At 58.6% G+C, this 13,910-nt stretch carries 15 protein-coding genes; 13 read left to right on the top strand and 2 right to left on the bottom strand.

Translation table 11 applies throughout. The annotated features are described in order from the left end of the window. Nucleotides 1-73 precede the first annotated feature (73 nt). From trpS to GOX75_RS09650, 13 genes are all read left to right on the top strand, one after another. A complete protein-coding gene (trpS, locus tag GOX75_RS09590) occupies nucleotides 74-1,102 on the top strand; it encodes a tryptophan--tRNA ligase (RefSeq protein ID WP_171122514.1) in 1,029 nt (342 codons plus the stop codon). Nucleotides 1,103-1,161: 59 nt separating this feature from the next. Next, on the top strand, nucleotides 1,162-2,025 hold the full coding sequence (locus GOX75_RS09595) for a branched-chain amino acid aminotransferase (RefSeq protein WP_171122515.1): 864 nt from the start codon (nucleotides 1,162-1,164) through the stop codon (nucleotides 2,023-2,025). A 60-nt stretch (nucleotides 2,026-2,085) separates the two neighbouring features. After that, nucleotides 2,086-2,541 carry a universal stress protein gene (locus GOX75_RS09600; protein WP_171122517.1) on the top strand — a complete coding sequence of 152 codons (456 nt, stop codon included), beginning with the start codon at nucleotides 2,086-2,088 and terminating at the stop codon, nucleotides 2,539-2,541. Between the two features lie 9 nt (nucleotides 2,542-2,550). Next, nucleotides 2,551-3,144, top strand: a complete 594-nt coding sequence (locus GOX75_RS09605) for a 2-hydroxychromene-2-carboxylate isomerase (RefSeq protein ID WP_171122519.1) — start codon at nucleotides 2,551-2,553, stop codon at nucleotides 3,142-3,144. 69 nt (nucleotides 3,145-3,213) lie between these two features. Next, nucleotides 3,214-3,777, top strand: a complete 564-nt coding sequence (locus GOX75_RS09610) for a NifU family protein (protein WP_171122521.1) — start codon at nucleotides 3,214-3,216, stop codon at nucleotides 3,775-3,777. Beyond that, nucleotides 3,767-4,354: a tRNA (adenosine(37)-N6)-threonylcarbamoyltransferase complex dimerization subunit type 1 TsaB gene (gene tsaB, locus GOX75_RS09615; protein ID WP_171122523.1), complete on the top strand. Its 588-nt coding sequence runs from the start codon at nucleotides 3,767-3,769 to the stop codon at nucleotides 4,352-4,354. The genes GOX75_RS09610 and tsaB overlap by 11 nt, the downstream gene beginning before the upstream one ends. Next, nucleotides 4,351-4,764, top strand: a complete 414-nt coding sequence (locus tag GOX75_RS09620; protein ID WP_171122525.1) for a GNAT family N-acetyltransferase — start codon at nucleotides 4,351-4,353, stop codon at nucleotides 4,762-4,764. The genes tsaB and GOX75_RS09620 overlap by 4 nt, the downstream gene beginning before the upstream one ends. Nucleotides 4,765-4,923: 159 nt before the next feature. Continuing rightward, on the top strand, nucleotides 4,924-5,922 hold the full coding sequence (locus GOX75_RS09625; protein ID WP_171122527.1) for a BMP family protein: 999 nt from the start codon (nucleotides 4,924-4,926) through the stop codon (nucleotides 5,920-5,922). A gap of 87 nt (nucleotides 5,923-6,009) precedes the next feature. Then, a complete protein-coding gene (locus tag GOX75_RS09630; protein WP_171122529.1) occupies nucleotides 6,010-7,539 on the top strand; it encodes an ABC transporter ATP-binding protein in 1,530 nt (509 codons plus the stop codon). A 1-nt stretch (nucleotide 7,540) separates the two neighbouring features. Next, complete coding sequence (locus tag GOX75_RS09635) at nucleotides 7,541-8,635, top strand: ABC transporter permease (RefSeq protein ID WP_171122531.1); 1,095 nt, start codon at nucleotides 7,541-7,543, stop codon at nucleotides 8,633-8,635. Further along, the gene (locus GOX75_RS09640) at nucleotides 8,635-9,603 is read left to right on the top strand and encodes an ABC transporter permease (protein WP_171122533.1); all 969 of its coding nucleotides are present in this window, start codon (nucleotides 8,635-8,637) and stop codon (nucleotides 9,601-9,603) included. The genes GOX75_RS09635 and GOX75_RS09640 overlap by 1 nt, the downstream gene beginning before the upstream one ends. Nucleotides 9,604-9,941: 338 nt before the next feature. Further along, complete coding sequence (locus GOX75_RS09645; protein ID WP_171122534.1) at nucleotides 9,942-10,862, top strand: sulfite exporter TauE/SafE family protein; 921 nt, start codon at nucleotides 9,942-9,944, stop codon at nucleotides 10,860-10,862. A 2-nt stretch (nucleotides 10,863-10,864) separates the two neighbouring features. Next, nucleotides 10,865-11,632 (top strand): TIGR02186 family protein, encoded by a 768-nt coding sequence (locus GOX75_RS09650; protein WP_171122536.1) that lies wholly within the window; start codon nucleotides 10,865-10,867, stop codon nucleotides 11,630-11,632. A gap of 3 nt (nucleotides 11,633-11,635) precedes the next feature. Here the strand turns inward: GOX75_RS09650 and GOX75_RS09655 are convergent, their stop codons facing one another. Together GOX75_RS09655 and GOX75_RS09660 are read right to left on the bottom strand one after the other, a co-directional pair. Further along, a complete protein-coding gene (locus tag GOX75_RS09655; RefSeq protein WP_171122538.1) occupies nucleotides 11,636-12,364 on the bottom strand; it encodes an SDR family oxidoreductase in 729 nt (242 codons plus the stop codon). Next, the gene (locus GOX75_RS09660; protein WP_171122540.1) at nucleotides 12,361-13,893 is read right to left on the bottom strand and encodes an ATP-dependent RecD-like DNA helicase; all 1,533 of its coding nucleotides are present in this window, start codon (nucleotides 13,891-13,893) and stop codon (nucleotides 12,361-12,363) included. The genes GOX75_RS09655 and GOX75_RS09660 overlap by 4 nt, the downstream gene beginning before the upstream one ends. Nucleotides 13,894-13,910: the final 17 nt, after the last annotated feature.

Here is a 13,910-nt window from a genome sequence, read left to right on the forward strand (position 1 = left end):
CGCGGCTGTTGACGTCCCTTGACCTCATGGGTAAGCGACGGGGGCTGATTTTTCCAGACGGGAGTTCCCTTCGATGACCGAAACCCAGTTCACACCGCGTGTGTTTTCCGGCATCCAGCCTTCGGGAAACCTGCACCTTGGTAACTATCTGGGCGCGCTCAAGCGTTTTGTGGATATGCAGGGCGAAGATTACGAGACCATCTATTGCATGGTCGACCTGCACGCGATCACCGTCTGGCAAGACCCCGCCCGTCTGCGTGAAAAAACCCGCGAGGTTTGCGCCGGTTTCATCGCCGCCGGGCTGGACCCCGAGAAATCTATCCTGTTCAACCAAAGTCAAGTGCCCGAGCACACGCAACTGGCGTGGATTTTCAACTGTATCGCTCGCATGGGCTGGATGCAGCGGATGACGCAGTTCAAGGACAAGGCGGGCAAGAACGCACAGAACGCTTCGCTTGGCCTGTTTGCTTATCCGGCGCTGATGGCGGCGGACATTCTGACTTACCACGCAACGCACGTGCCAGTGGGTGAGGATCAAAAGCAGCATCTGGAGCTGACCCGCGACATCGCGATCAAGTTCAACCATGACTATGGTGTCGAGTTCTTCCCAGTGACCGAGCCCGTGATCGGTGGCCCCGCGCCGCGCGTGATGAACCTGCGGGACGGGTCGCGTAAGATGTCGTCATCGGACCCGTCGGACATGACGCGGATCAACATGACTGATGACGCTGACGCCATTGCCAAGAAAATCCGCAAGGCCAAGACGGACCCGGATGCCCTGCCCTCGGAAGTTGACGGCCTGTCGGAACGACCCGAAGCGCGCAATCTGGTGAATATCTACGCGGCCCTCAGCGACCAAACCGCCGAGCAGGTTCTGGCCGAGGTTGGCGGCAAGCAGTTTGGTGAGTTCAAGCCAATGCTGGCGGAATTGGCGGTGTCGAAACTGGCCCCGATCTCGTCCGAGATGGCGCGCCTGATGGGTGAAGAGGCCGAGATTGATCGCATTCTGGCCAATGGCGCGGAAAAAGCACGCGCGATTTCCGCCCCGATCCTGCAGCAGACCTACGACATCGTGGGCATGGTCGGCGCAAAACAGGGCTGATTGCGCTGGACGTTGCCGTTGCGTCTTCCTAGGTTTGCCGCAAAGCTTGGGAGGGCGTCATGGCAGTCGGCAAAAACATCCGTACCTATTTCGAAGGTCAATGGCATGACGGGGACGCGCCGATCATGCGTGCGGCTGATCACGGTGCATGGCTGGGATCGTCAGTCTTTGACGGGGCGCGGTATTTCGATGGGCTGGCACCCGACCTTAAGGCCCATTGCGCCCGCGTGAACCGCTCGGCCGAGGCGCTGATGTTGACACCGACAGTGACGACAGATCAGATGGTCGAGATCGTGGGCGAAGGTCTTGAAAGCTATGCGCCCGACTCTGCCGTCTATATCCGCCCAATGTACTGGGGCATCGACGGGGACGCGACCGCGATTGTCCCGCAGGAAAACAGCACCGGCTTTGCCATCTGTCTGGAAGAAATTCCGATGGCCCCCGAGACCGCCTCAGCAACGCTGGGATACACGCGCTTCCGCCGTCCGGTTCTGGAATCAGCCGTTGTGAACGCCAAGGCGGGCTGCCTTTACCCGAACAATGCGCGGATGCTGCAAGAGGTCCGGTCCAAGGGCTTTGCAAATGCCCTGGTGGCTGACTCTCTTGGGCATGTAGCTGAAACCGCTACTGCCAATATCTTCATGGTTCGTGACGGCGAGGTCTTCACCCCCACCCCCAACGGCACTTTCCTTGCCGGGATCACGCGCACGCGCCACATCGAAAACCTGCGTGCCGATGGTGTGACCGTGCACGAATCCGTCCTGACCTTTGATGATTTCCATAAGGCTGATGAAGTCTTCATGACCGGCAACATGAGCAAGATCACCCCGGTCACGGCGCTGGAGGATACGCAATATCAGGTCGGGCCCATCGCCCGACGTGCGCGCGAGCTGTATTGGGACTGGGCGGCCAGCACGCGTTAGGCATCGGTTGCCAGCGCGCATCAGGTCGGGCATGATCGCCCGAAATGAATGAGGACACCCATGCGTAAGTTCCTGGTCGTATTGGATGACAGCCGCGAATGCCTGAACGCGATGCGGTTTGCAGCGATGCGTGCGGCCCATACGGGCGGCGGTGTGACGATCCTATCGGTCATTCCCCCCGATGAATTCAACCATTGGATCGGTGTGGCCGAAGTGATGCGCGAGGAAGCCCGCGAACGTATCCACGCCCATTACGAGGTATTCGCGAAGTGGATGCGCGACAAACAGGGTGTCGACCCGGAACTGGCCATTCGCGAAGGCGAACCGGTGGCGCAGATCATAGAACATGTACAGTCCGACCCCGAGATCGGCGTGCTGGTGCTGGGCGCTGGTGTCGAAAAGAAAGGCCCCGGGCCATTGGTAACTCAACTCACCAAGAATTCTGGCAGCATGCCCATTCCGATCACGATTGTTCCCGGCGATCTAAGCAAGGAAAAGCTGGAAGAAATCACCTGAGGCCTAACCATGCCGCATAGCATTCAGTTCTGGTTCGAATACGCTTCGACCTATTCTTACCTCAGTGCGATGCGTGTCGAGGACGTCGCGACCAGCCACGGGGTCACTGTCGAATGGCAGCCTTTTCTGCTGGGGCCGATTTTCGCGTCGCAGGGTTGGGATAATTCTCCGTTCAACCTGTACCCGGCCAAGGGCCGCTACATGTGGCGCGACATGGAACGACTGACGGCGCAGCGAAACTTGCCCTTCCAAAAACCCAATCCATTTCCACAAAACGGCTTGAAGGCGGCGCGGCTTACGTTGGCCATCGAAGATCACGCGCAAAGAGCCGCGTTCAGCCGCGCAGTTTATTCGGCAGAGTTTGCAAACGGGCAAAACATCGCGGACGACGCTGTATTGCGCCCATGCCTTGCCGAAGCCGGATTATCGCAGGACCTGCTTGACAAGACGCAGGACCCCGCGGTCAAGGCCGCGCTTATAACACAGACAAAAACAGCGCAGGATAATGGGCTGTTTGGCGCCCCCAGCTTTCTGGTGGGCGGGGAACTGTTTTGGGGGGATGATCGGTTGGAGGATGCGGTCAGGTTTGCCACCACAATTTAGAACGGTTCCAAATCTTGACTTCCTGCGCGCGGACCCGCATATCATGAGCAACGAAAACGGAGCCGCGCCATGTTCATCCAGACCGAATCCACGCCGAACCCTGCAACGCTGAAATTCCTGCCCGGCCAAACCGTGCTGGAGGTTGGCACCGCAGACTTTCCAACAGCGGAAGCGGCAGAAAAATCGCCTCTGGCGAGCCGTATCTTTATCGTTGATGGCGTGACTGGCGTTTTCTTTGGCAACGATTTCGTGACCGTCACCAAATCGGCTGACGTGCAGTGGGACCATATCAAACCGGCCATTCTTGGCGCGGTCATGCAGCACTATCAATCCGGCCAACCGGTCATGGCGTCGGACGCGACCACAGCTTCTGGCCATGCAGAACACACCGGTGAAGATGCTGAGGTTGTGAACCAGATAAAAGACCTTCTGGACAGCCGCGTTCGGCCTGCCGTGGCGCAAGATGGGGGCGACATTACCTTCCACGGATTTGACCGGGGCGTGGTCTATCTGCACATGCAAGGTGCCTGCGCGGGCTGCCCTTCCTCGACCCTGACGTTGAAAATGGGGATCGAGAACCTTCTGCGCCACTACATTCCCGAAGTGACCGAGGTTCGCCCAGTTGCCGTCTGAACCGGTTATTCTGGCTTTCGACACATCGGCCGCGCATTGCGCGGCCGCTTTGTTGCAGGGCGACCACATTGTCACGTCAAAGGTTGAAGCCATGACCCGCGGTCAGGCCGAACGCCTTATGCCATTACTGGAAGAGGTTCTTGCAGAAGCTGGGCGCACATGGGGTGATCTGTCCGCGATTGGCGTCGGGATCGGGCCGGGCAATTTCACTGGTATTCGGATTTCAGTTTCCGCTGCGCGCGGATTGGCCCTTGGTCTTGGGGTTCCTGCAGTTGGTGTGTCGGGCTTCGAGGCACTATGTGCGGATTTTCAGGACAGAATTCCGGCAATCCGCGCGCCGCGAGAACAGGTATATATCTCGACCCCGGAAACCGGTCCCACACTACAAACTCTGGAATCCGCAGAATCACTTGGCCCGCTGGCCTTCAATGATGACGCCGATCAACAGGTCCGGGCCATCGCACGCATCGCGGCGCATCGGTGGCGAACTGTGACTGAACCTCCGGCACCTCTTTACATAAGGTCGGCCGATGCCGCCCCTTCACGGGACGTTCCACCGGCATTGCTGGACGAATGACACCGGAAGAGCTGGCCGAAACTCATGCGGCGGCGTTCACGCAATCCCGCCCGTGGACGGCTGCCGAATTTGCCGACCTGCTGTCAAACCGGTTCACGCATGTCTTTGGAAATTCAAAATCTTTCGCTCTGTTTCAGGTGATCGCGGACGAAGCGGAATTGATCACCATTGCAACGCACCCCACACTTCAGCGTCAGGGGCTGGCAAAACTGCGTATGAACGAATGGCACACCAAAGCCAAAAATTTAGGCGCATCCCGTTCGTTTCTGGAAGTGGCCAAGAACAACTCTCCTGCGATCGCTCTTTATGAGCAGATCGGATACCGCCCCTGCGGGTTGCGCAAAGGGTATTACCAGCAGGAAAACAATAATAAAATTGATGCCGTTGTCATGGAATTCACCCTGACCTGACATCTGGCAGCGAATTAATTCGACCAGATGGTCAAAAATCTGTTGACCACGGCTGTTGCAAACGTCCTTAATTCCCGCCATCACAAGAGTTATGCTCGCTCATAGTGGGTAAACGGGGCTATTTTGGCTCCGACCGACAATAACAAACGGGAGTATGAAATGAGCCTGATGAAATCCTTGATGGGCGCTGCCGCCGCCGTCGCTCTGACTGCGGGTGCCGCATTCGCCGAACCGGCCCTGATCTTTGACCTGGGTGGCAAGTTCGACAAGTCGTTCAACGAAGCCGCACATAACGGCGCACAGCGTTGGGCCAACAAGACCGGCGGCACATACCGCGAGATTGAGCTTCAGTCCGAAGCGCAGCGCGAGCAGGCCCTGCGCCGCTTTGCCGAAGCAGGCGCGAACCCGATCATCACCATGGGCTTTGCGATGGCCGACCCGCTTGCCGCCGTTGCAGGTGACTATCCGGACACCAAGTTCGTCGCTGTTGACGTGAACTGGCTGGATGCACCGAATATTCGTCAGGTCAGCTTTGCCGAGCATGAAGGCTCTTATCTGGTTGGCATGATGGCGGCCATGGCGTCTGAATCCGGGACTGTTGGTTTCATCGGTGGCATGGATATCCCGCTGATCCGTCACTTTGGCTGCGGCTACGCACAAGGTGCCAAGGCAGTGAATCCTGATATCGAAGTGGTTGCCAACATGACCGGCACCACCCCTGCCGCATGGAACGACCCGGTGAAGGGCTCGGAACTGACCAAGGCGCAGATCAGCCAGGGTGCTGACGTGATTTATGCAGCCGCAGGCGGCACCGGCGTGGGTGTTCTGCAAACCGCTGCCGACGAAGGCATCCTGTCGATCGGCGTGGACAGCAACCAGAACCACCTGCACCCGGGCAAGGTTCTGACTTCGATGCTGAAACGTGTGGACGTTGCGGTTTATGACGCAATGACCGCTGGCGAAAACGTCGAAACCGGCGTGTTCACCATGGGTCTTGCCGAAGACGGTGTTGGCGTCGCCATGGACGACAACAACAAGGAACTGGTCTCGGCACAGATGGCCGATGCTGTCGAAGCCGCGCGCAAGGGCATCATTGATGGCGACATCAATGTGGTTGCGTACTACGAGAACGACACCTGCCCGGCACTGCAGTTCTGATATCGCGCGAGGCGGGGGCTGACCTCCGCCTCGCACCCATTTTGCCGCGTTGTGCATCGCGGCCTTTCGGCAACCCAAGGACAAGACATGACCGTCCCCGCCATTGAGCTCAAAGGGATTTCCAAAGCCTTTGGGCCGGTTCAGGCCAATAAAGACATCTCGATCAGCGTTGCCCCCGGTACGATCCATGGGATCATCGGTGAAAACGGTGCGGGCAAATCCACGCTGATGAGCATCCTCTACGGCTTTTACAAAGCCGATAAGGGCGAGATCTGGATCAACGGTACCAAAACCGACATCCCAGACAGTCAGGCAGCGATCGCAGCCGGCATCGGGATGGTGTTCCAGCATTTCAAGCTGGTGGAAAACTTCACCGTTCTGGAAAACATCGTTCTGGGCGCCGAAGACGGCGGGCTGTTGGCCCCGTCGCTGTCAAAGGCGCGTAAGGAACTGAAAGCGCTTGAAGAAGAGTATGAACTGTTCGTGGACCCTGACAAACGCATCGACGAGATCGGTGTGGGGATGCAGCAGCGTGTGGAAATCCTCAAGGCGCTGTATCGTCGGGCTGAAATTCTGATCCTGGATGAGCCTACGGGTGTGTTGACGCCGGCCGAAGCGGATCAATTGTTCCGCATTCTGGACCGCCTGCGTGCCGAGGGTAAAACCATTATCCTGATCACCCACAAGCTGCGCGAGATTATGGAGGCCACAGACACCGTTTCCGTGATGCGGCGCGGCCAGATGACGGCAACCGTCAAAACGGCCGAGACCAACCCACAGGAACTGGCCGAGCTGATGGTGGGCCGCAAGGTCCTGTTGCAGGTCGACAAGGTGCCCGCTCAACCGGGCAAACCCATTCTGGAAATCGAAAACCTGCGGGTCGTCGATGAGGCCGGTGTCGAACGCGTCAAGGGCATTGACCTGACCGTACGCGCAGGCGAGATCGTCGGCGTCGCGGGTGTCGCCGGAAATGGCCAGTCCGAGTTGCTGGAGGTATTGGGCGGAATGCGCCCCGGCCTTGGTTCGATCAAGCTGAATGGCTCTCCTCTGGCGCTGAGTGGTGCTGGATCGGACGGGCAGGCCCGGCGCGCCCAACACATCGCCCATGTGCCCGAGGACCGTCAGCGCGAAGGTCTGATCATGGACTTCCACGCGTGGGAAAACGTGGCGTTCGGCTATCACCGGGACCCGGCGTATAAGCGCGGCATCTTCATGGATAACGCCGCCCTGCGCGCAGACACCGAGCGTAAGATCGAAAAATTTGACGTCCGGCCGCCAGATGGGTGGCTGGCCGCCAAGAATTTTTCGGGTGGTAACCAGCAAAAGATCGTCGTGGCCCGCGAAATCGAGCGCAACCCCGACCTGTTGCTGGTCGGTCAGCCCACGCGCGGCGTGGATATCGGCGCGATCGAGTTCATTCACAAACAGATTGTCGCCCTGCGTGATCAAGGAAAAGCAATCCTGCTGGTTTCTGTCGAACTGGAAGAGATATTCTCGCTGTCCGACCGGATCGCTGTGATGTTCGACGGACATATCATGGGTGAGCGCCTGCCCCATGAAACGGACGAAAAAGAACTGGGCCTGCTGATGGCCGGTGTTGCGGGAGAGGCCGCGTAATATGGATAAAATGCCCAAATGGGCCGACGTCATCCTGATCCCGCTGATCAGTCTGATATTGGCCGCAATCCTGTCGGCGCTGGTCATCCTCGCCATCGGAGAAAACCCTCTCGAGGCTGTAAACCTGATGGTCACCGGCGCGCTGGGGTCCACCTATGGCTGGGGCTACACCCTGTATTACGCGACCAACTTCATGTTCACCGGGTTGGCGGTGGCTGTCGCCTTTCACGCCCGGATGTTCAATATCGGCGGCGAAGGACAGGCCATGTTGGGCGGGCTGGGTGTTGCCATGGTCTGTCTGTATATTGACTGGCCACATTGGAGCATCGCGTTGCTGGCCGCATGTGTCGGCTCGGCGCTGTTTGGCGCGATGTGGGCTGCAATTCCGGCCTATCTGCAGGCAAAGCGTGGCAGCCATATCGTGATCACCACGATCATGTTCAATTTCATAGCTGCTGCGTTTCTGAACTATATGCTGGTCAACGTGATGCGTCCGCAGGGCTCGCAAGACCCCGCGACGGCACGCTTCCCCGAAACTGTGCATCTTCCGACGTTCCAGTCGATGTTCTCGACCGCCGAGAATGCCCTGTTCCGCGGCGCGCCTGCGAATATCTCGTTCTTTGTGGCTTTGCTGGCCTGTGTCGTGGTCTGGGCGCTGATCTGGCGCACTCGGCTGGGATACGAAATCCGCGCCTACGGCCATTCCGAAACCGGTGCTGTTTATGCCGGGATTTCACCCGTGCGTATCACCATCATCGCGATGCTGATTTCGGGCGCGCTGGCCGGCATGATGGCCATCAACAACGTAATGGGCGAGGCTGAGCGGCTGGTTCTGAACTCGACCGAGGGCGCAGGCTTCATCGGGATCGCTGTGGCTCTGATGGGTCGATCTCATCCGTTTGGCGTGTTCCTTGCCGCGCTCCTGTTCGGCTTTCTGTATCAGGGCGGCGCGGAACTGGCGTTGTGGACCTCGATCCCGCGTGAGCTGATTGTGGTCATTCAGGCCCTTGTGATCCTGTTCACCGGAGCACTGGACAACATGGTTCGGATGCCGCTTGAAAAGCTGTTCCTCAGCCTGCGGAAAGGAGCACAGTGATGGAGTTCTTTGTAACGCTCATCCAGGTCCTTGATTCCACCATCCGTCTGGCGACTCCCTTGCTGCTGGCATGTCTGGCAGGGCTTTATTCAGAGCGGGCGGGTATTTTTGACATCGGTCTGGAAGGCAAGATGCTGATGGCGGCCTTCTTCTCGGCTGCGGTGGCTGCTGTGACCGGTTCGGTCTGGCTGGGCCTTCTGGCAGGTATCGGGGCTTCGCTGATCCTGTCGGCGCTGCACGGCGTGGCATCTATCACGTTCCGGGGCAATCAGCTTATTTCGGGGGTCGCCATCAACTTTCTGGCGTCGGGGCTGACTGTCCTAATTGCTCAAAGCTGGTTTCAGCAGGGCGGCCGCACCCCGTCGCTGTTTGGCGGCGGCCGTTTTGAGCCGATCAATTTCCCCTTCGCAGACGCCCTGAGCGGCGTTCCCATTATCGGACCTATCTATTCCGAATTGCTGTCGGGGCACTCCATTCTTGTCTACGTGGCGTTCCTGTTGGTTCCTGCGACATGGTGGATTCTGTATCGCACCCGCTTTGGCCTGCGCCTGCGCGCTGTGGGTGAAAATCCTGCAGCGGTGGATACGGCCGGCGTTTCCGTTGTTGGCCTTCGGTTCGCAGCCGTCGCGATCTGCGGCGTTTTGTGTGGTATTGCCGGAGCGTATCTGGCCACCGCCCTACAGGCCGGGTTCGTCAAAGAGATGACAGCCGGGCGCGGCTTTATCGCACTGGCTGCGTTGATCTTTGCAAAATGGCGCCCGTGGCACGCGATGTGGGCCTGCCTGTTGTTCGGCCTGCTGCAGGCCGTGGCGTTGCGGTTCCAGAATATCGACCTTGGCGGTGTTGTCATTCCGGTTCAGGTCATGGACGCCCTGCCCTATATCCTGACCGTAGTCATTCTGGCCGGGTTTGTGGGCAAAGCAATCCCACCGCGCGCAGGTGGCGAGCCTTATGTGAAAGAGCGCTGATAAGTCCAGATATGGACATGTTTCAGTCCTGTTCGCTGCAGAGCGGCATGCAGAGTTGATTTTGCATGCCGCAAAGGTTCTAAAGAGGTATGCGCGTGTTTCCTGTGATATCCGACCTCGAACAAAGACCCACCGGGGTCCGGGGCGCACTGGAACACAATTGGGAAAAGGCGGTATCGCAATTTCCATTACGTAACACGGGTGTTTTCATCGGACGGATCGCAACCGGGTCGCCAAGCTGTTTCACTGCCTCAGGATGCGTTAATGCGCAACTACGTCACTTTTCGCCGGACCGTATCGCAACGTGCGATGCATCCAGCCTCAACCGTTAAATAGTCATGCAGATTTATTTACCAATCGCCGAAGTCTCTGTGAACGCCTTTCTGTTGCTGGGGCTGGGCGGGATGGTTGGCATCTTGTCGGGCATGTTTGGTGTCGGCGGCGGCTTTCTGATGACGCCGCTGTTGTTCTTTATCGGAATTCCCCCGGCCGTGGCCGTGGCGACCGAAGCCAACCAGATCGTCGCCTCTTCGTTTTCCGGCGTTCTGGCGCATTTCCGACGACGAACTGTCGACTTCAAAATGGGCACGGTCCTTCTGACAGGGGGGTTGATCGGTGCGGCGCTTGGGGTAGTCGTCTTTAACTATCTCAAAAGTCTGGGCCAGGTCGATCTGTTGGTGACGCTGTGCTATGTCGTCTTTCTTGGGGTCGTGGGCAGCCTGATGTTCGTCGAGAGCCTGAACGCATTGCGCAAATCAAAGAAGGGCGGCGGTGCCCCTGCCCCCCGGCGGCAGCGCGGCTGGGTTCACGCGATGCCGCTCAAGATGCGTTTCCGCACCTCGGGCCTGTATATCTCGGTCATCCCGCCTATGCTGGTCGGCCTGTGCGTCGGCGTTCTGTCCGCGATCATGGGAGTTGGCGGCGGATTTATCATGGTTCCTGCAATGATCTATCTGCTGGGGATGCCCACAAAGGTCGTTGTCGGAACTTCGCTATTCCAGATCATCTTTGTGACTGGCTTTACCACAATGCTACATGCGACCACCAACTATACGGTGGATATCGTACTGGCCGTCCTGCTTTTGGTCGGCGGGGTTGTCGGCGCGCAGATCGGAACAGTGATCGGATCACGGATGCCGGCGGAACAGTTGCGCGTACTTCTGGCGGCGTTGGTTTTGGTTGTTTGCGGCAAACTGGCCCTGGACTTGCTGATCGAACCCTCCGAGCTTTACTCGCTTGGCACGGAAGGGGGGCATTGATCATGCTGAAACGCCTGATCCTGCTTTTTGCGTTATGCGTCACCCCTGCCCTTGCCGAGGATGAGCAGGTCGTGCTTGGCCTTAGTCATGACCGCGTGGCCATCACTGCCACATTCGATGGTTCTGAAATCCTGATCTTTGGCGCGGTCAAGCGTGAAACTCCCATCCCCTCGGGCCCACCGCTGGAGGTCATTGTGGCCGTTGCTGGCCCCTCGAGCCCTGTCATGGTTAGACGCAAGGAACGCAAGCTGGGGATTTGGGTAAATACCGACAGCGTCCTGGTGGACCTTGCGCCCAGCTTTTATGCCGTTGCGACCAGTTCACCGCTGGACGACATTCTGTCGGATACCGAGGATCTGCGGTACAGAATTTCAATTGAACGCGCCATCCGTTCCGTTGGTGCAGCGATGCATATCCGAAGCGCACAGGACTTTGCCGATGCCGTCGTCCGCATTCGCGAAGATGAAGGGCTTTACTCGATCCGTGAAGATACAGTGGCCGTGGACGAACAAACCCTGTTTCGAACCTCGATCGCCATGCCCGCCGACTTGACCGAAGGCGACTATACCGCGCGCATTTTCCTTACCCGGGACGGCAGCGTGATTTCACAGTTCGAAACCACGATCGACGTTCGCAAAGTCGGTCTGGAGCGGTTCCTTTACAACATGTCCCGTCAACAACCGGTTTGGTACGGGCTGATGTCTCTGGTAATAGCCATTGCTGCGGGCTGGGGCGCGTCCACCGCTTTCCGTTTACTGCGCGAGAACTAAAGGCTACCCGCGACCGATATAGGGCATGGTTGTCGCCATCACGGTCATGAACTGGACATTGGCCTCAGCCGGCAAGGACGCCATGTGAAGCACGGACTGGGCCGCATCCTCAACCGCCATGGTTGGATCGGGCTGCTCACCCGCCGCAATCGCATTGTCGACCAATCCCTGAACCATCTGCGTCCGCGCGTTGCCGATATCAATCTGGCCGCAGGCAATCCCGAAGTCGCGCCCATCCAAGGACAGACTACGGGTCAAACCGGTGATTGCATGTTTCGTCGCTGAATAGTGGACCGAGTTCGGGCGCGGCACATGCGCTGCAATCGAACCGTTATTGATGATCCGCCCACCCTGCGGGGATTGGTGCCGCATGATCCGAAACGCCTCGCGCGCAGATAGGAACATCCCATTCAGGTTGACGTTGACGCTTTGGTACCAATCCTCCAACGCGATTTCGTCAATCGTGCCGCCGGGTGCAAAAATTCCCGCGTTGTTGAACAGCACATCCAATCGTCCGGCCTTGTCCAGAAAGCGGTTGAACGCGCCCGAGACCGCCTCGGGCTCTGTCACATCCGCCGGCAAGGGAACAGCGTTAGATCGGCCACTGGACATCGCCGCCAAAGTGTCCGCGCTGCGCGCCAAAAGCCCAACGGTCCATCCCTCATCCAGAAAAAGCTCGGCCGTCGCGCGCCCAATGCCCGCGCTGGCCCCAGTGACTATGATCGTCTTCATGTTTCTTCTGCCTCCAACGTCAGCGAGGCCGCCGGATGCGCACGCAGATCATCCACCAGCAGCGGGTGGGTGGGTTTGGCCAAGCGGTTGCGCACCACCCAGATCAACCTCTCTTGAGCGCGGGTGATGGCCACATAGGCCAACCGCTTCCACAACGGCTGCCCGGCCTCTGTCCGGCCCATCCGGGCGGCTGCATAAATGTCCGGGGCAAAGACCTGAACTGTGTCCCACTGCGACCCCTGCGCCTTGTGGATCGTCACGGCGGCCCCATGCAGAAAGGTTGCGCCCATTCGCGCGGCATAGGGGATAAAGGGCTCTTCCTCATCCGGCATCTCAATTTTCACAATCGACGCAGCGCTGACCTGCGGGTCTTCGGCCCCCATGACGTGCAACCGGGAAAACCCCGGTTTACGTCCCGGCCCCAGATAGATGACCTGAGCACCCTTGATCAGCCCGCGCGCCTCAAGGTCCAGACGCTTTTTGCGATGTTTCAAGGGCAGCTCAATCCCATCGCAAATCAACGGCTCACCCTCCAACAACTCGGTGTCGGGGGCGCCGTGGACGTGCCGGAACGCCTGAATCAGACGGATACGCGTCGCATTGCGCCAGACCAGAACGGGGCTGCGAGCCATCAGATCAACTTCGACTCTTTGTCCCCAGACAACACGCTCATCCTTTTGGGCGGTCTGTTCGACCAGCCGTTCGAAATCTTCGAAACCCATCTGCGGGTCTGCCAGCGCATGAGCGAGGTCCAGAATAGGGTTATCCGCAGTCTGTCTGTGTACCCGGTGCAAAATCTGCTTACGTGGCTCGGGCAATGCGTCAAACACCATGCTGCCGGATTGATTGACCGGGGCCAACTGGGCGGGGTCGCCAAAAAGCAACAGCGTTGGGAAAATCTCTTGCAAATCCTCGAACTGGCGATCATCCAGCATCGAGGCCTCGTCCACGAACCCGATATCAAGAGGTTCATCCCGACGTTTCCAACCCGTTATGAAATCGGACCCGCGCAACCCCGCGGCTGCCAAAGCGCCGGGGATGGATTTGTTGTTCTGGTAGAACGCAGCCGCGCGGTCCAGCGCTTCGTCCGTCAGCCCTTCGATCTCGGGCCGCTCATCGTTGCCCGCCAGCCATTCGGCGATGCGTTCGTATTCCGGGTCATATACTGGCGTATAAAGGATACGATGGATCGTTGTCGCGGGCACCCCGCGCAGGCGCAACACACTTGCTGCCTTGTTGGTCGGCGCAAGGATGGCCAAGCTGCGCTTTTCGCGGGCCTTGCGGCTTTCGAAATCGCCCGAGACAACCTGAACGCCCGTTTCTGCAAGGGCCTTGTAAAGCTCGGCCAGCAAAAGGGTCTTCCCGGATCCCGCCTTACCGATAACCGCCATGACACCGGATTTCCCGTTGCCCGGAAGCTTCAGCAGGGCGTCGTCATCCAGATCAACTCCGGCGGATTTGAGCATCTCGGCAATGCTGTCATAGGCGGCGGCCTGATCATCAGAGAAGGTCACGGGGGGCAAAGACATGGCGCGACCCTACAGGG

The sequence above is a fragment of the Ruegeria sp. HKCCD7251 genome (assembly GCF_013031165.1).
Taxonomy (GTDB): domain Bacteria; phylum Pseudomonadota; class Alphaproteobacteria; order Rhodobacterales; family Rhodobacteraceae; genus Ruegeria.